This window comes from Cupriavidus campinensis (assembly GCF_905397395.1).
GTDB classification, from domain to species: Bacteria; Pseudomonadota; Gammaproteobacteria; order Burkholderiales; family Burkholderiaceae; genus Cupriavidus; species Cupriavidus campinensis.
This window is the reverse complement of sequence record NZ_CAJPVH010000080.1, coordinates 1-16,793: the sequence shown is the minus strand read 5'-3', so window position 1 is coordinate 16,793 and position 16,793 is coordinate 1. Positions and strand designations below refer to the sequence as shown.

The window sequence follows — 16,793 nt, the reverse complement described above, 5'->3', positions numbered from 1 at the left end:
CGACGGTCTCGCCGCGTGCCTGGGCGCGCCGTACCGCCATGGCGGCCGGGCCCAGCCCGGTCGGTTCAAGCGACAGCCCGCCGGCCGGCGCCGGCAACTGGCTGCGCAGCGGCGTGGTGGCCGGCAGCGGCGCGCGTGGCGCGAAGGGGTCCTGGTCGAACTGCCACGGATAGTCGGCCTCGGACACCCACGGCAGGGCATCGAGCGGCAGCCGGTAGCCCATCGGCGAATCGCCGGGCAGCAGATACATGCGGTCATCGCGCAGGAACCACGGGCCGGTAATCCACGCGGCGTCATTGCGCGACGGCGGCTCCTGCGTGGCGCGGGCCAGCGGCAGCACGTAGCCGGTGACGCGCGACAGGCCGCTCTCGAACACCCGGCGCAGCCGCGCGCGCTCCATGGCGTCTTCCAGCCGCGCCTCATGCGGATCGACGTTGACCGGCAGGCTGCGCTCGCGCCACAGGTAGTACCAGACGTCCTCGTAGCCGGGCAGGATGAAATGCGAGGCCAGGCCGAGCCGCGCGGTCAGGGTTTCGATGAAGCGCCGCGCGTCGGCGTCGGTGTAGGCGTCCGGCTCGCGCTCATCGGCGAACAGCGCCGGGTTCTCCCAGCACGGCACGCCATCGGCACGCCAGCAGATCGACAGCGCCCAGCGCGGCAACTGCTCGCCCGGATACCACTTGCCCTGGCCAAAGTGCAGGAAGCCGCCCTCGCCATATTGCGCGCGCAGCTTCTGCACCAGTTCGGTGGCCAGCCCGCGCTTGGTGGGGCCGAGCGCGTCGGTATTCCACTCAGCGCCCTCACGGTCGCGCGCGGCGACGAAGGTGGGCTCCCCGCCCATCGTCAGGCGCACGTCCATCTGCTGCAGGGTGCGGTCGACGGCGGCGCCGGCCGCATCGACGGCCATCCACTGCGCCTCGGTATAGGGCTTGGTCACGCGCGGGGACTCATAGATGCGCGTGATCGACATATGGTGCTCGAAGGAGACCTCGCACTCGTCCACCGCCCCGCTCACCGGCGAGGCGCCGCCGGGCTCCGGCGTGCAGGCCAGCGGGATGTGCCCCTCCCCGGCCAGCAGCCCGGAGGTGGGGTCCAGCCCGATCCAGCCGGCGCCGGGCAGGTAGACCTCGCACCAGGCGTGGAGGTCAGTGAAATCGGTCTCGGTGCCCACCGGGCCATCCACGGCCTTCACGTCGGGCGTCAGTTGCAGCAGGTAACCGGAGACGAAGCGCGCCGCCAGCCCAAGATGGCGCAGCGTCTGCACCAATAGCCAGCCGGTGTCGCGGCACGAGCCGGAGGCGTTCTCCAGCGTGGTCTCGGGCGTCTGCACCCCCGGCTCCATGCGGATCAGGTACCGGATGTCGTGCTGGAGGCGCTGGTTCAGGGCCACCAGGAAATCCAGCGTGGCGGTGGGCGTGCGGTCGATGCTGGCCACGAAGGCCGCCAGCCGCGGCGTCAGCTCGCCGCGCACCAGATAGGGGGCGAGGTCGTGCCCGAGGCTGGCGTCGTAGTCGAACGGAAACGTCTCGGCCGATGGCTCCAGGAAGAAATCGAACGGGTTGTAGACCGCCATTTCCGCCACGAGGTCCACCGTGACCTTGAAGCTGGTGGTCTTCTCCGGGATGACCAGGCGGGCGAGGTAGTTGGAGAACGGGTCCTGCTGCCAGTTCACGAAGTGCTGCGCGGGCTCGATGCGCAGGGAATAGGACAGGATCGGGGTCCGGCAATGCGGCGCGGGGCGCAGCCGCACGACTTGCGGTGACAGATTCACCGGCCGGTCGTAGCGGTAATGCGTGACATGGTTCAGCGCGACGTGCGTAGCCACTACAACCTCCCAGGGGTGCGGTGAATCGTCAGTGAAGCGTCAGTGAATCGTCCAGATAGGCATCGGCCGGATGGGAATGCAGCAAGCAAGACTTGTACCGAGCCCCGTCGGCAGACCGCGCCATGGGCCGGCTAGGTGGTGCGCGCGGCGCTTCACATCGGCCCGCCGCTCTTGGCGCGCAGGCCCTCCTCCAGCAGCGACCGCAGCTTGGCCAGCGCGCCGGGGTCGCCGCCCGCCGCCGCGCGGGCGTACCAGATCTTGGCCTGCTCGATGTCCTTGTCCACCACGCCCGGCTCGCCGCGCTCGTAATAGCTGCCGACGATGTACTGCGCGCCGCCGTCGCCGGCCGTGGCGGCCCGGCTGTACCAGGTGAACGCCTTGCCGTAGTCGCGCGGCACGCCCCGGCCGGTGAAGTAGTTGGTGGCCAGCGCCATCTGCGCCTGCACGTGCCCGCCCTGCGCCGCGCGCTCATACCAGCGGTTGGCCTCCTCGAGCGACTTCGGCACCAGCTCGCCGCGCTCGCTCAGATCGCCCAATGTGAACTGCGCATGTGTCATCTGGTTGTCAGCGGCCTTGCGCAGCCAGACCAGCGCCTCCTGCGGCTTGGGCGCCGTCCCCTCGCCCCGCAGCAGCATCATCGCGTAGTTGAACTGGGCCAGCCGGTTGCCCTTCTGCGCCGCCGCCGCAAACCCCTGCAGCGCGGCATCGAACCGCCCGGCCTCGTAGGCACTGACGGCATCGCGCGTCTGCGCCTGCGCGGGCGCCGGCGGCTCGGTGGCGGCCCGCATCGGCGCGGCATGGGCCACGGACCCCATGAGTACGACCAGAACCATGCACGCCAGGACGGCAGCAGCGGCCTGGCGAATCGGGACAAGGGAGGCAGACATGACGTGACTCCGGCGAACGGGGGTCGGACGGAACGGGGCGCTACCAATTCAGTGTAGCGGACGACGCTTCGACCGGCTCGCCAGAATGCGAGTCGTCTTATGTACGTGGATTGGACGGCACAGAAGACTGGGGGACACCGCCTGCAGAGAATGGGGATGCAAACGAAAAAGGCTCCCGAAGGAGCCTTTGTTCGCACTGCTAATCGGACCTCTTCGCTTTTCAGCTATCAGCGCACTTGGGCGCAAACCTCTTGCGAGGCGGAGCTGACACGCGGCTTTCGCCGTTCCGTTCATATGCCAACGCCGCGATGGTAGCCCGATCGACGCGATCTCGCAAGCCGGGCGTTGCGCTCACGCCGCGAAGCGGTAGCCGACGCCGACCTCGGTCAGCAGGTGGGCCGGCTGGGCGGGGTCGGATTCGAGTTTGTGGCGCAGGTGGCCCATGTACACGCGCAGGTAGTGGCTGCTCTCGGCGTGCGATGGGCCCCAGACCTCGCGCAGCAGTTCGCGGTGGGTCATCACCTTGCCGCGGTGGGCGATCAACACCGCCAGCAGCCGGTACTCGATGGGGGTCAGGTGCACGGCCGCCTCCCCGCGCGTGACGAGGCGGTTGGCCAGGTCCACCTGCACGTCGCCGAAGGCGATGGTCGGCGTGCCCTGTGGATTGGCGCGCGCGTGGCGGCGCAGCAGCACGCGCACGCGCGCCACCAGTTCGCCCACGCCGAAGGGCTTGGTCAGGTAGTCGTCCGCGCCGGCGTCGAGCGCGGCGATCTTGTCCGCCTCCTCGGTGCGCGCGGACAGCACCAGCACCGGCACCTGCGTCCACGTGCGCATCTCGCGGATCAGCGTCATGCCGTCGCCATCGGGCAGGCCCAGATCGAGGATCACCACGTCCGGCTGGCGCGTGCCCGCGTCGATCAGCCCGCGCTTGAGCGTCTCCGCCTCGTGCACGGTGCAGCCCTCGGCCTGCAGCGATTCCCGCACGAAGCGCCGGATATGGGGCTCGTCCTCCACCAGCAGGACGGTCGGCGAATAGTCGAATGGCATCTCGGTCAGGGTTCCGTCTTCGCGGTCAGTTTCAGGTCGCTCGATTCATCGAGGTCATGGAGGGCTTCCGGCTCGATGTCCGGCGGATTGCCGCGCGGCAGCGCGAGCGTGAAGCGCGCGCCATGCGGCGCCGCGCCGTGTACCGGCTCCACCCAGATGCGGCCGTCGTGCGCCTGCAGGATGGCGTCGCACACCGCCAGGCCGAGTCCCACGCCCGCCGTGGCGGACTCGTGCGCGCCGCGTGTGAATTTCTCGAAGATGCGGCGCTCCTGCCCGGCCGGCACGCCGGGGCCGTCGTCCTCGACAAACACCTGCACCATCTCGCCGGCCACGGCGCCGCCGATGCGCACCGTCGTGCCCGGCGGCGTGTACTTGGCGGCGTTCTCGAGCAGGTTGCAGAGCACGCGCTCCACCAGCACCGCGTCGCACTCGACCAGCGGCAGCGCCGCCAGCCCCGACACCTGCACCGGATGCCCCGCCAGCGCCTCGCGCATCGCCGCCAGCGCCGCGCCCACCAGTTCTTCCATCGACTGCCAGCCGCGCGTCAGCGACACGTCGTGCCGCTGCAGCCGCGCCATGTCGAGCAGATTCACCACCATGGTCCGCATGCGGTGGGCCTGGACGCGCATGGCGTCCACGGTGGCCGCCACATCGGCCGGCAGCGGCGCCCGCGCGAGCGACTCGGCCATGCCGATCAGTCCGGTCAGCGGCGTGCGCAGGTCGTGCGACACCGCCGCCAGCAGCGAACTGCGCAGCTGCTCGGATTCGATCGATACCAGCGCCTGCTGCGCCACCTCCACATAGTGCAGCCGCTCGATGGCGATGGCGATCAGCGTGGCGAAGACATCGGCCTGGCGGCGCAGCGCGGGGTCAGCCAGCGCGCCCCAGTCATGCGGCTCCACGGCCAGCACGCCGCGCGTCTGCATCGGCGCCTTCAGCGGCAGGTACAGCACGGTGCTGCCCGGCAGCGTGTGGGTGCCGGTGCCGGCCGCCTCGCCGTGGTCGAAGACCCACTGGGCCAGCACGGTGTCGATGGCTTCGCCCTTGGTGGTCCGGCCTTCTTTCGGACTTGTCTCATTGACATCCGCTACCGGAAGCAGCCGGCCCGATGCCGAGACGAGGAAGAACGAGGCGTGGGCGTCGAACGCGGCACGCAGGAAGCGTCCGCCAATCTCCACGATCTGCTGCGTGGTCAGCGCCGCCGACAGCTCCCGCGCCAGTTCGTAGAGCGTGCGGGCGTCGGTCTCGCGCCGCACCGCCACGCTCGCCTGCTCGCGCAGGCCGGCAGTCAGCTGGCCGATGACCAGCCCCACCGTCAGCAGCACCACAAAGGTGAGCAGGTACTGCACGTCGCTGACGGCGAACGAGAGCCGGGGCGGCACGAAAAAGAAATCGAACGCCCCCACCGACAGCACCGAAGCCAGCGCCGCCGGCCCCCGCCCGTGCCGCAGCGCCACGCCCACCACGGCGGCCAGGAACAGCATGGCGATGTTGACGATATCGAACCAGGGCCGGGCGACTGTGGAAAGCAGTGTGGCCCCGGCACACCAGACCACGGACCAGACATAGTCAAGCCGGCGCGCGCCCGCCTGGGCCGGATTCTGCTCGGACACGGCGCCCGCCGGCAGGCCCTGCGCTGCCGGCAGCGGTGCCGGGCGGGTGGTGTCCGCCGCCACGCGGATCACGTCGATTTCAGGGCAGCCAGCCGCCAGCGCATCGGCAAAGGTCTGGCGGCCGATCAGCCGGTTGCCGGCGCCCAGCACCGGCGACAAGGCGCGCCCCAGCAGCATGCGCCCCTGCTCGAGCCATCCGCCTTCGTACTGCCAGTCGGTGCGCGCGCGGCCCACCAGCACCTTGGTGAGGTTGTGGCGGCGCACGTAGCCGGTGACCGCGCGCACCATGTCGTGCCCGGCCAGTGTCTCGGTGCGGGCGCCCAGTTCCTCGGCCAGCCGCATCGCCGCGCGCACGCGGGTGCGCACCTCGGTGGACAACGGCACCAGCCGGGGCGTGGCAATCGTCACTACGTGCCAGTCGCAATCGAGCTGGCTGGCCAGCCGGCGCGCGCTGCGCACCACCTGCTCGGCGTCGTCGCCGGTGCCGATGCAGGCCACCAGCGCCTCGCGCGTGCGCCAGACCGGTTCGATCGACTGGGCGTCGCGATAGGCGCGCACATCGTCATCGACACGATCCGCCGTGCGCCGCAGCGCCAGTTCGCGCAGCGCGATCAGGTTGCCCTTGCGGAAGAAGTTGCGCGCGGCATGGCGCGCCTGCTCGGGCAGGTAGACCTTGCCCTCGCGCAGGCGGCGCAGCAGTTCGTCGGCGGGCAGGTCCACCAGCACGACGTCGTCGGCATCGTCGAACACGGCATCGGGCACGGTCTCCCAGACCCGCACGCCGGTGATGCCGCCCACGGCCTGGTTCAGGCTCTCCAGGTGCTGCACGTTGACCGTGGTCCAGACGTCGATGCCGGCGGCCAGCAGTTCGGCGATGTCCTGCCAGCGCTTGGGATGCCGGCTGCCGGCGGCGTTGGTGTGGGCCAGTTCGTCCACCAGCACCAGCGCGGGATGGCGCGCGAGCACGCCATCGAGATCGAATTCCTTGAGGACGCGGTCGCGGTAGGGCATTTCGCGCAGCGGCACGATGTCCAGCCCGGCGACCAGCGCCTCGGTCTCGGCGCGGCCGTGGGTCTCCACCACGCCCACCACCACATCCACCCCCTGCGTGCGCAGCGCGCGGGCGGCGGTGAGCATCGCGAACGTCTTTCCCACGCCGGCCGAGGCGCCGAAGTAGACCCGCAGCTTGCCGCGCCCGGCGCGCGCGCCCTCCTCCTGCATGCGTTGCAGCAGGGCGTCGGGGTCCGGGCGGTTGTCGGCGAGGGTCATGGTAGAGGGGGCGGTGGGACGGATTCTGCCACGGCGCCGGCGGCCGTGGGCTGGCGCATCCATTCCATCAGGCGCCCCGCTTCACCCCATCCAGCGCAAGGTTCAGCTTCAGCACATTCACCCCGGGCTCGCCGAACACGGCCAGCCCCGGGCCTTCCGTGTTCGCCGCGATCAGGGCCTCCACCTGCGCCACCGACAGCCCGCGCAGACGCGCCACGCGCGCCGCCTGGTAGCGGGCCGCCGCCGGGCTGATGTGCGGATCGAGGCCGCTGCCCGAGGCCGTTACCAGATCCACTGGCACCGGCGCCTTGTTGTCAGGGTCGGCGGCCTGCAGGGCCTCGATGCGCGCCCGCGCCGCGTCCGTCAGCGCCGGGTTGCTCGGCCCGAGGTTCGAGCCCACCGACGCCGCCGCGTTGTACGGCATCGGCGCCGTGGCCGACAGGCGGCCCCAGAAGTACTTCGGCTCCGAGAACGGCTGGCCGATCAGCGCCGAGCCGACCACCTTCCCATCCTTCTCGATCAGCGAGCCGGCGGCTTCGTGCGGGAACACCGCGCGGGCGATGCCGGTCACCGCGCCGGGATACAGCAGCCCGGTCACCACCGCCAGGCCGACGAAGATCGTCAGCGCGGGCCGAAGCAGCCCCGGCTGGCGCGGTACGTTGTTTGCGGCGGCGCCCATGGCGGCCTTGGTTTGCGTAGTCATGCGTATTTCTCCTAGACGACTCGGCTCAGACCCAGCCGAACATCGTCAGCAACAGATCGATCAGCTTGATCCCCGCGAACGGCACGATGATGCCGCCCAGGCCGTAGATCAGCAGGTTCCGGCGCAGCAGCACGGCCGCGCCGAGCGGGCGGTAGACCACGCCGCGCAGTGCCAGCGGAATCAGGGCGACGATGATCAGCGCGTTGAAGATCACCGCCGACAGGATTGCGGACGCCGGCGTGGCCAGCCCCATCACGTTCAGCAGGTTCAACTGCGGATACGTGGTGGCGAACGCGGCCGGGATGATCGCGAAGTACTTGGCCACGTCGTTGGCCACGCTGAACGTGGTCAGCGAGCCGCGCGTCATCAGCATCTGCTTGCCGATCTCGACGATCTCGATCAGCTTGGTCGGATTGCTGTCCAGGTCGACCATGTTGCCGGCCTCGCGCGCTGCCTGCGTGCCGCTGTTCATGGCCACGGCCACGTCGGCCTGGGCCAGCGCGGGGGCGTCGTTGGTGCCGTCGCCGGTCATGGCGACGAGGCGGCCCTCGCGCTGGTACTCGCGGATCAGCGCCAGCTTGGCTTCGGGGGTGGCTTCGGCCAGGAAGTCATCCACGCCGGCTTCCGCCGCGATCGACGCCGCCGTGAGGCGGTTATCGCCGGTGATCATCACCGTGCGGATGCCCATCCGGCGCAGTTCGCCAAAGCGCTCGCGGATACCGGTCTTGACGATGTCCTTGAGTTCGACGACGCCGAGCACGCGCACGCTGTCCTCGGTGCCTTCGGCGATGGCCTCCGCCACCACCAGCGGCGTGCTGCCGGCGCGCGCCACATCGTCCACGGCCTGCATCACGGCATCGGGGAACTTGCCGGCGCGGTCGGCCACGTAGCGGCGTACCGCATCGGCGGCGCCCTTGCGCACGCTGCGCACGCGCATCCCGTGAGTGACGTCGACGCCACTCATGCGAGTCTGCGCGGTGAAGGGTACGAACACGGGGGCGTCCAGGCCCTTGCCGCCCATCTCGGGGACGGTGGCGTCAGGCTGCTGGCGGGCCAGGGCCACGATGCTGCGGCCTTCCGGCGTCTCATCGGCCAGCGACGACAGCCACGCAGCCTCAGCCAGCTGGCGCGGGGTCACGCCCGGTGCGCAGATAAAGCGCGCAGCCTGGCGGTTGCCGTGCGTGATCGTGCCGGTCTTGTCGAGCAACAGCACGTCCACGTCGCCGGCAGCTTCCACGGCCCGGCCGGACGTGGCGATCACATTCGCCTCCATCATCCGGCTCATGCCAGCCACGCCGATGGCAGACAGCAGGCCGCCAATCGTGGTCGGGATCAGGCACACCAGCAGCGCCACCAGCACCGTCACCGAGACCGGCACGCCGGCCTTGGCCACCATCACGCTATATAGAGAGAACGGTTGCAGCGTGGCCGTGGCCAGCAGCAGCACCAGCGTCAGGCCCACCAGCAGGATGGTCAGCGCCAGCTCGTTGGGGGTCTTCTGGCGCTTGGCGCCTTCCACCATGCCGATCATGCGATCGATAAAGCTCTCGCCGGGGTTGGCGGTGATGCGCACCACGATCCAGTCGGACAGCACGCGCGTGCCGCCCGTGACCGACGAGAAATCGCCGCCGGACTCGCGGATCACCGGTGCGGACTCGCCCGTGATGGCGGACTCGTCGACCGAGGCCACGCCTTCGATCACGTCGCCGTCACCGGGGATCATGTCGCCAGCCTGGACCAGCACCACGTCACCGCGGCGCAGGTCCGTGGCGATGCGGGCCTCGGTGGCGCCATCGGCACGGATGTTGGTCCGGCCCGGGCGCAGCACGCGTGCCGTCACCGTGGTCTTCAGCCCCCGCAGCGCGGCGGCCTGCTGCTTGCTGCGGCCTTCGGCCATGGCTTCGGCGAAGTTGGCGAACAGCACCGTGAACCACAGCCAGATGGAGATGGCCAGGATGAAGCCGGCCGATTCCCCACCCGGCGCGGGGTTGAACAGCGCGCGCAGGAACAGGATCGACGTGAGCACGCTGCCCGCGTAGACCACGAACATCACCGGATTGCGCAACTGGGCGCGCGGCGACAGTTTCCTGAAGGCGTCGACGATGGCCGGCTTGACCAGCTCGGGCGCGAACATGCCGCCCCGGGCCGGCACCTGACGCGGGGTGCGCGCCACCGAAGTGCGCGTCACCGTAGTGTCTTGCTGCATACGATTCTCCACGATTACCGGGCCACCGCCTGGACGGCGGCCGGGATGTGCTGCAACTGCTCGGCCACCGGGCCCAGCGCCAGCGCCGGCACATAGGTCAGCGCGCCCACCAGCAGGACCGAGCCCACCAGCAGCACCACGAACAGCGGGCCGTGCGTCGGCATGGTGCCGGCGGTAGGCGGGGTACGGCGCTTGGCGGCCAGCGAGCCGGCCATCGCCAGCACCGGCACGATGATCCAGAAGCGGCCGAACCACATCGCCGCGGCGAGCAGCGTGTTATAGAACGGCGTGTTGGCGGAGAGGCCCGCGAACGCGCTGCCGTTATTGTTCGCCGCCGAAGAAAGCGCATAGAGGATTTCCGAGAAACCGTGCGTGCCGGGGTTGAACACCCCTGCGCGGCCGCCCTCGGTCATGACCGCGATGCCCGTGCCCACCAGCACCAGCAGCGGCGTGACGAGGATCGCCACGGCGGTCATCTTCATCTCGTAGGCTTCGATCTTCTTGCCGAGGTATTCCGGCGTGCGGCCAATCATCAGCCCGGCGATGAACACCGCCAGCACCGCGTAGACCAGCATGCCGTACAGGCCCGAGCCCACGCCGCCGAAGACCACTTCGCCCAGCTGCATCAGCAGCATCGGCACCAGCCCGCCGATGGCCGTGAAGGAGTCGTGCATGCCGTTCACCGCGCCGCACGACGCCGCCGTGGTGATCGTCGCGAACAGGGACGTCGCCGAGATGCCGAAGCGCACTTCCTTGCCTTCCATGTTGCCGCCGGCCTGGAGCGCAGAGGCCACGTGGTCGATACCCAGCGATGTCAGCGCCGCGTTGACCTGCTGCTCGGACACCACGGCGGCAATCGCCATGACCACGAAGATCACGGTCATCGACGCCAGCACCGCCACGCCCTGCCGGCGGTCACGCACCATCTCGCCGAAGGCGAAGCACAGCGCCGCCGGGATCAGGAAGATGGCTAGCATTTCCACGAAATTCGTGAACGGCGTGGGGTTCTCGTACGGGTGCGCCGAGTTAGCGTTGAAGAAGCCGCCACCGTTGGTGCCGAGCATCTTGATGGCTTCCTGCGACGCCACCGGACCCATCGCCAGCGTCTGCGTGCGGGTCTTGACGTCCTCGGTCACGGGCTGCCCGGCGGTGTCCAGCACGGGTTGGCCGGCTGCGTCCACCTTAGGCTGGGTATAGGAGAGTTCCGAGACGAGCGTGGCGTCCTGGTAGCGGTCGAAGTTCTGGATCACGCCCTGGCTGACCAGCAGCAGCGCGGTGATCAGCGACAGCGGCAGCAGCACATAGAGCGTGGTGCGTACCAGATCGACCCAGAAATTGCCGAGCGTGGCGGCGCCGTGCCGCGCGAAGCCGCGAATCAGCGCGAACACCACCGCGATGCCGGTGGCCGCCGAGACGAAGTTCTGCATCGTCAGCGCCAGCATCTGGGTGAGGTAGCTCATCGTCGATTCACCGGCGTAGCCCTGCCAGTTGGTATTGCTGACGAAGCTGATGGCGGTGTTGAACGAGGAGTCGGGCGAGATCGCGCCGAACGCCTGCGGGTTCAGCGGCAGCATGCCCTGCAGGCGCTGGATCGCGTAGACGAAGACCACGCCGAGCACGTTGAAGACCAGCACGGCGATGGCGTACTGCTTCCAGCCCATCTCCGCGTCGGCGCGCACACCGGCCAGGCGGTAGAGCGCGCGCTCGAAGGGACGGCCCCAGGCGGTCAGGCGATAGTCGCCCTCCTCCAGCGCGCGGCGCATGTAGCGGCCGAGGAACGGCGCCACTGCGAACAGGACCGCGAGGTACAGGACCAGCAGCCCGATGAATTGTGTGGACAACGGCGTGGACATCAGAATTTCTCCGGCCGGAACAGGGCAAAAAGCAGGTAGAGGAAGATCGCGGCGGCCAGGGCCCCGCTCAGGATGTCAGTCCAGTCCATCAGCGCCCCCGCTCGTCGTCCGTCTGCCGCGCAGACGGCGGGTTGGCGCCCAGCGCGGCGCACAATGCCAGCAGCGCGCCGGTCAGCGCGCCGAAGGCCAGCAACACGAGGAAATAGATCCCGTCCATACAAACCCCAAATAGGAAAAACGTGAAGGATTCACGTTGACATCACGTTCTGGAGATTAGGGACGGCGGGGTAAAAACGGGGTAGAGAGGGGAAGGAGGGGTGTAAAGAAGATATAAAAACGGCGCCAACACCAGGCGCGGCACCGTTTTCCAGCCATGGCAGCCATGACCGGCAATGCGGGCGGGGCTAGATCCAGCCAGCCCGGTGCAGCTTGCGCCAGAGCCAGGTGCAGGCCGTGGCGGTGATGCCGATGACCACCGGATAGGCGTAATGGAGCTTCAGCTCTGGCATAAAGCTGAAATTCATGCCGTAGAGGCTGAAGATCACGGTCGGCACGGCGAGGATGGCCCCCCAGCCGGCCAGCCGCTTGACCACCTCGTTCTGGCCCACCGTGACCAGCGCCAGGTTGACCTGCACGGCCGTGGTCAGCATCTCGCGCACCACGTCCAGCGTGCGGACGATGCGGCTGGCATGGTCCTCGATGTCGCGGAAATAGGCGCGCAGCTCCTTTGGCACCAGTTCCTCGTGCAGCCGGATCAGCTGGCTGCAGATGTCCTCCACCGGGTAGACCGCGTTGCGCAGCCGCAGCACCTGATGCTTGACCTGGTACAGCCGCTCGATGGCGGCACGGTCGAACTCGTCGCGGAAAATGTCCTGCTCGAGGGCCTCGAAGTTGTCCTCCAGCCGGTTGACGATGGGCAGGTAGTGGTCCACCACGAAGTCCATCAGCGCATAGAGCACGTAGCCGGGGCCGTTGGCCAGGCCCTGCGGGTCGCTCTCGCAACGCTCGCGCACCGGGGCGTAGGTGGAACTGGCGCCGTGCCGCACCGAAACCACGTAGTTCGGGCCGACGAACAGGTGGGTCTCGCCCATCACCACCTCCTCCCCGACCAGTTGCGCGGTATTGAGCACCACGAAGACCGAATCGCCGTAGGTTTCCAGCTTGGGCCGCTGGTGGGCGTCCAGGGCGTCCTCCACGGCCAGATCGTGCAGCCCGAACGCCTGCTGGACCTTGCGCAGCAACGCCAGGTCCGGTTCGTGCAGGCCCAGCCAGACGAAGGTGCCGGGGTCGGCCAGCACGCCGGCGATGGCGTCGAATTCGACCGGACCGAGCTTCTTGCCGCTGCGATAGGCCGCGCAATTCACGATGGCGCCCATGGGAACTCCGTTGTCGAGATGCGCAATCGTAACAAGAGCGTCACCCTTTACGCGAGCGCAAGCGGCATCGCCCGCCACTTTAGCGGTGCGATCCGGCCGGGAAGCCCCGCATCGGGCACGTTCGGGGCCGGGTTCGAGAATTGTTACAGTTCGCCGGAGAACCGACGTTAGAATGTGGCATTTCCACGGTCACCGACTATGTCTCAGAAGAAATCGCCACGCTTCGAGCTGCGCAGTGGCAACGTCGACGCCCTCCTTCTCGCCCTCAAGACCGCCGACATCGACGCGTTGCGGGACGATCTCCTCTCCCGCTTCGAATCGACCCCCGATTTCTTCTCCAATGACGTGGTTGCGCTGGACCTGCGCCGCCTGGAAGGCGATAGCCCGCTGGCGCTGGACCGCGTGATCGACACGCTTTCCACGCTGCGCGCCCGGGCCATCGGGGTGGTGGCGCGCGACGACCAGCGCAGCTGGGCCGAAGCCTTCGGCCTGCCGCTGCTGGAAAGCCAGAGCCGGCGTGGCGGCCGGGACGAAGCTGCCCCGCCCGTCCCCACCGCCGCCGCCAAGGCCGCCGACACCCCGGAATCCACTGCCGCCGAGGCTCCGCCAGTCAACGGCACGGCCTCGGATATCGCCGAGATCATGGCCGCCGCCGCCGCGCCGCGCGCGGTGCCGACCCTGCTGATCGACAAGCCGCTGCGCTCCGGCCAGCAGATCTACGCCCAGGGCGACGTGGTCATCCTGGACCTGGTCAGCTACGGCGCCGAGGTCATCGCCGAAGGCAACATCCATATCTACGCCCCGCTGCGCGGCCGCGCGCTGGCGGGTGTCAAGGGCAACCCGGACGCGCGCATCTTCTGCACGTGCCTGGAACCCGAGCTGATTTCCATCGCCGGCATCTACCGGACCGCCGAGCAGACGCTCCCGGCCGACGTGCTCGGCAAGTCGGCCCAGGTGCGCCTGGCCGACGAAAAATTGATTCTCGAACCGCTGCGGATGAAATAACCGCGCTAACCCATCGGTACGGCCGGCCCGCCCGGTACGAAATACCCTGCACCCATACTGGACCATAGAGCCATGGCAAAAATCATCGTTGTGACCTCCGGCAAGGGAGGCGTTGGCAAGACCACCACCAGCGCGAGCTTCGCCGCCGGCCTGGCCCTGCGGGGCCACAAGACGGCCGTGATCGACTTCGACGTCGGCCTGCGCAACCTCGACCTGATCATGGGTTGCGAGCGCCGCGTGGTGTATGACCTGATCAACGTGGTCCAGGGCGAAGCCAACCTGAACCAGGCGCTGATCAAGGACAAGAAGTGCGAGAACCTGTTCATCCTGCCGGCCTCGCAGACGCGGGACAAGGACGCGCTGACCCGCGACGGCGTGGAGAAGGTCATCAACGGCCTGGTGGACATGGGCTTCGAGTTCATCGTCTGCGACTCCCCGGCGGGCATCGAGTCCGGCGCGCTGATGGCGATGTACTTCGCCGACGAGGCGCTCGTCGTGACCAACCCGGAAGTCTCGTCCGTGCGCGACTCGGACCGCATCCTCGGCATCCTGGCCTCGAAGACCAAGCGCGCCAGCGAAGGCGGCGAGCCGATCAAGGAGCACCTGCTGATCACGCGCTACAACCCGAAGCGCGTGCACGGCGGCGAAATGCTGTCGCTGACCGACATCCAGGAAATCCTGCGCATCAAGCTGATTGGCGTGGTGCCGGAATCGGAAGCCGTGCTGCACGCGTCCAACCAGGGCACGCCGGCCATCCACCTGGAAGGCAGCGACGTGGCCGACGCCTATGGCGACGTGGTGGACCGCTTCCTGGGCAAGGACAAGCCGATGCGTTTCACCGACTACCAGAAGCCGGGCCTGCTCTCGCGCCTCTTCGGTAACAAGTAAGGAGGACTCATCCCATGTCGATCCTGTCCTTCCTGCTGGGGGAGAAGAAGAAGTCAGCGTCGGTCGCCAAAGAGCGGCTGCAGATCATCCTCGCCCATGAGCGCACCGGCCATTCCGCGCCGGCCGATTACCTGCCGGCCCTCCAGCGCGAGCTGGTAGCCGTGATATCCAAGTATGTGAAGATCAGCGACCAGGACCTGCGCGTCAGCCTGGAGCGCCAGGACAACCTCGAAGTGCTCGAGGTGAAAATCGAAATCCCGCAAAACTGATCGCCTTTCGGCATTTTCGGTATTCGCTTTTCGGTTTTCGGATTAATTCGAGTTTCTCGGTCCTGAACGGCGCCCGGATACCTTCCGTGCGCCGTTATCCCATTATCTAAGGGATAACCCGCCCCTCTCAAGTAGGGGCTTTTTGCATTGCAGCAACCCTCCGCGTGGTGGCTGCGATCGCGCCTGCACACCCGCCCCACTGCTCGCCTCCCACGTCCATGCACTGCCATGGCGCACGCTGCAATGCACCATTATCACGAGGGTGTGACATTGTGTAGCGACAAACCAACGGAATTGCACCAAATGTCTCTCTAGAGCGCTGGTTCACGCTGCTTTTATGTCCGAAAGTTCCGTGTTTTGTTAAATTTTCGCGGCGTTTACTGCAAACGTAAACCTTTGTGCCGGCCGTGATCCGGCTACGGCACAACCACAAGACAGAAAAGGAGCACCATGAAGAAATCGCTACTCACCCTCGCCATTGGCAGTCTGCTGGCCGGCAGCGCCTACGCACAGTCGTCGGTGACGCTCTACGGTATCGTTGACCAGAGCATCCGCTTCCAGACCAACGCTGACGCAGGCAACCACAGCCAGACCCAACTGACCAACGGCGCGATCACCAACAGCCGTTGGGGTATCAAGGGCAGCGAAGCACTGGGCAACAACCTGAAGGCCATCTTCCAGCTGGAAAACGGCTTCGATCCGGATACCGGCCGCGCAAACCAGAACGGTTCGCTGTTCGGTCGTCAGGCGTACGTGGGCCTGTCGGGCGAGTTCGGCACGGTCAAGCTGGGCCGCCAGTACACCGAAGGCTTTAATTTCTTCGGCGACTTCGATCCGCTGACCATCGGCAACTACGACAACAACGCCTGGCCGTTCTTCCTGACGCAATTCCGCAACAACAACGTCGTCAGCTACGCAGGTTCGTTCGCAGGCCTGAACGTCGGCGCCAGCTATGGCTTCGGCGAGTCCGCAGGCAGCATGACGCGGAGCCAGTACTGGGGTACCCGCGCTTCCTACGACATCGGGCCGTTCGGCTTCGGTGGCGTGTACCAGGAAGTCCGCGACCCGCTCGGCAACAAGCAGCAGATGTGGGGCGCCGCCGGCAAGGTCGGCTTTGGCGCGGCCAAGGTCTTCCTGGGCTACATCGGCGGCAAGGACCGCACTGGCCTGATCGACGCCAACTTCTTCTCGCCGGCCAACACTGCCAACCCGATCCCGGCTGGCGGCAACGCACAGGCCAACCCGCGTGAAGACATGATCGGCTACGTCGGCGCGACCTACCAGGTCACCCCGGCACTGGCCGTGACCGGCGTGTTCTACGGCGATCACATCAAGGGCAAGAACGGCTTGGACAACAGCGGCAACCGCTACACCGGCGTGCTGCTGGCCGAGTACTCGCTCTCCAAGCGTACCCAGGTGTACGGCACCGTCGACTACAACAAGGTCACTGGCGCCGCAGTCACCGAACTGCCTGGCAAGAACAACCAGACGGGCGTGGCCGCAGGTATCCGCCACATCTTCTGATTGTTGGTCTGACCGCATCGCAGAAAGGCACCTTCGTGAACTGACCCCCTAAAGTTGGACGGTCGGTGACGCTAGGCACCGGAGGGCTGAGTCCTGTATTGCACGGGACTCAGCCCTTTTAGTTTGAGCTTGATACGGTCGTGGTTGTAGTAGCGGATGTAGCGCGCTAGTCCGGTCTTGAGCTCGTCCACGCTGGCAAACTCGTTCAGGTGGAAGCATTCAGCCTTGAGCGTGCCGAAGAAGCTTTCCATGGCGGCATTGTCAAGGCAGTTTCCCTTGCGGGACATACTTTGCGTCACAGCATGCTCCTTGAGCATGCGCCGATAGG

General features: G+C 67.6%; 15 protein-coding genes. 4 read left to right on the top strand and 11 right to left on the bottom strand.

Features of this window, described 5'->3' with window-relative positions; translation table 11 throughout:
- From KHO18_RS26075 to KHO18_RS26035, 10 genes are all read right to left on the bottom strand, one after another.
- Nucleotides 1-1,825 (bottom strand): transglutaminase family protein (locus KHO18_RS26075; RefSeq protein WP_211944148.1); only part of this gene is annotated, 1,825 nt, incomplete at its 3' end.
- Between the two features lie 152 nt (nt 1,826-1,977).
- A complete protein-coding gene (locus tag KHO18_RS26070) occupies nt 1,978-2,658 on the bottom strand; it encodes a tetratricopeptide repeat protein (protein WP_377731808.1) in 681 nt (226 codons plus the stop codon).
- 405 nt (nt 2,659-3,063) lie between these two features.
- Nucleotides 3,064-3,759: a two-component system response regulator KdpE gene (gene kdpE, locus KHO18_RS26065; protein WP_144202614.1), complete on the bottom strand. Its 696-nt coding sequence runs from the start codon at nt 3,757-3,759 to the stop codon at nt 3,064-3,066.
- A 5-nt stretch (nt 3,760-3,764) separates the two neighbouring features.
- The gene (locus tag KHO18_RS26060) at nt 3,765-6,641 is read right to left on the bottom strand and encodes a sensor histidine kinase (protein ID WP_144202616.1); all 2,877 of its coding nucleotides are present in this window, start codon (nt 6,639-6,641) and stop codon (nt 3,765-3,767) included.
- A gap of 67 nt (nt 6,642-6,708) precedes the next feature.
- Nucleotides 6,709-7,344: a potassium-transporting ATPase subunit KdpC gene (gene kdpC, locus KHO18_RS26055; RefSeq protein WP_244845102.1), complete on the bottom strand. Its 636-nt coding sequence runs from the start codon at nt 7,342-7,344 to the stop codon at nt 6,709-6,711.
- A gap of 25 nt (nt 7,345-7,369) precedes the next feature.
- The gene (gene kdpB / locus KHO18_RS26050; RefSeq protein ID WP_144202618.1) at nt 7,370-9,550 is read right to left on the bottom strand and encodes a potassium-transporting ATPase subunit KdpB; all 2,181 of its coding nucleotides are present in this window, start codon (nt 9,548-9,550) and stop codon (nt 7,370-7,372) included.
- 14 nt (nt 9,551-9,564) lie between these two features.
- Nucleotides 9,565-11,391 (bottom strand): potassium-transporting ATPase subunit KdpA, encoded by a 1,827-nt coding sequence (kdpA, locus tag KHO18_RS26045; RefSeq protein WP_211944149.1) that lies wholly within the window; start codon nt 11,389-11,391, stop codon nt 9,565-9,567.
- Between the two features lie 11 nt (nt 11,392-11,402).
- The gene (kdpF, locus tag KHO18_RS26040) at nt 11,403-11,492 is read right to left on the bottom strand and encodes a K(+)-transporting ATPase subunit F (RefSeq protein WP_092291198.1); all 90 of its coding nucleotides are present in this window, start codon (nt 11,490-11,492) and stop codon (nt 11,403-11,405) included.
- Complete coding sequence (locus KHO18_RS28670) at nt 11,492-11,620, bottom strand: hypothetical protein (protein ID WP_255370702.1); 129 nt, start codon at nt 11,618-11,620, stop codon at nt 11,492-11,494. The genes kdpF and KHO18_RS28670 overlap by 1 nt, the downstream gene beginning before the upstream one ends.
- 187 nt (nt 11,621-11,807) lie before the next feature.
- Entirely contained in the window at nt 11,808-12,779 is a 972-nt protein-coding gene (locus KHO18_RS26035; RefSeq protein WP_211944147.1) for a magnesium and cobalt transport protein CorA, read from the bottom strand.
- 198 nt (nt 12,780-12,977) lie between these two features.
- Here KHO18_RS26035 and minC point away from each other — a divergent pair, with 198 nt between their 5' ends.
- The 4 genes from minC (at nt 12,978) to KHO18_RS26015 (ending at nt 16,465) form a co-directional block, all read left to right on the top strand.
- Complete coding sequence (gene minC, locus KHO18_RS26030) at nt 12,978-13,784, top strand: septum site-determining protein MinC (RefSeq protein ID WP_211944146.1); 807 nt, start codon at nt 12,978-12,980, stop codon at nt 13,782-13,784.
- A gap of 72 nt (nt 13,785-13,856) precedes the next feature.
- Nucleotides 13,857-14,672 (top strand): septum site-determining protein MinD, encoded by an 816-nt coding sequence (gene minD, locus KHO18_RS26025; protein WP_144202627.1) that lies wholly within the window; start codon nt 13,857-13,859, stop codon nt 14,670-14,672.
- A gap of 14 nt (nt 14,673-14,686) precedes the next feature.
- Complete coding sequence (gene minE / locus KHO18_RS26020; protein ID WP_011296252.1) at nt 14,687-14,941, top strand: cell division topological specificity factor MinE; 255 nt, start codon at nt 14,687-14,689, stop codon at nt 14,939-14,941.
- A gap of 450 nt (nt 14,942-15,391) precedes the next feature.
- Nucleotides 15,392-16,465 carry a porin gene (locus KHO18_RS26015; protein WP_144202629.1) on the top strand — a complete coding sequence of 358 codons (1,074 nt, stop codon included), beginning with the start codon at nt 15,392-15,394 and terminating at the stop codon, nt 16,463-16,465.
- 71 nt (nt 16,466-16,536) lie between these two features.
- Here KHO18_RS26015 and KHO18_RS26010 read toward each other — a convergent pair.
- Nucleotides 16,537-16,793, bottom strand: a 257-nt coding sequence (locus tag KHO18_RS26010) for an IS3 family transposase (RefSeq protein ID WP_211944145.1), incomplete at its 5' end; no start/stop codon positions are given.

Bases quoted from the DNA above. Each gene is read 5' to 3' on its own strand.
- KHO18_RS26070 (WP_377731808.1), bottom strand. From the start codon at position 2,658: ATGGTTCTGGTCGTACTCATGGGGTCCGTGGCCCATGCCGCGCCGATG.
- kdpE (WP_144202614.1), bottom strand. From the start codon at position 3,759: ATGCCATTCGACTATTCGCCGACCGTCCTGCTGGTGGAGGACGAGCCC.
- KHO18_RS26060 (WP_144202616.1), bottom strand. From the start codon at position 6,641: ATGACCCTCGCCGACAACCGCCCGGACCCCGACGCCCTGCTGCAACGC.
- kdpC (WP_244845102.1), bottom strand. From the start codon at position 7,344: ATGACTACGCAAACCAAGGCCGCCATGGGCGCCGCCGCAAACAACGTA.
- kdpB (WP_144202618.1), bottom strand. From the start codon at position 9,550: ATGCAGCAAGACACTACGGTGACGCGCACTTCGGTGGCGCGCACCCCG.
- kdpF (WP_092291198.1), bottom strand. From the start codon at position 11,492: ATGGACTGGACTGACATCCTGAGCGGGGCCCTGGCCGCCGCGATCTTC.
- KHO18_RS28670 (WP_255370702.1), bottom strand. From the start codon at position 11,620: ATGGACGGGATCTATTTCCTCGTGTTGCTGGCCTTCGGCGCGCTGACC.
- KHO18_RS26035 (WP_211944147.1), bottom strand. From the start codon at position 12,779: ATGGGCGCCATCGTGAATTGCGCGGCCTATCGCAGCGGCAAGAAGCTC.
- minC (WP_211944146.1), top strand. From the start codon at position 12,978: ATGTCTCAGAAGAAATCGCCACGCTTCGAGCTGCGCAGTGGCAACGTC.
- minD (WP_144202627.1), top strand. From the start codon at position 13,857: ATGGCAAAAATCATCGTTGTGACCTCCGGCAAGGGAGGCGTTGGCAAG.
- minE (WP_011296252.1), top strand. From the start codon at position 14,687: ATGTCGATCCTGTCCTTCCTGCTGGGGGAGAAGAAGAAGTCAGCGTCG.
- KHO18_RS26015 (WP_144202629.1), top strand. From the start codon at position 15,392: ATGAAGAAATCGCTACTCACCCTCGCCATTGGCAGTCTGCTGGCCGGC.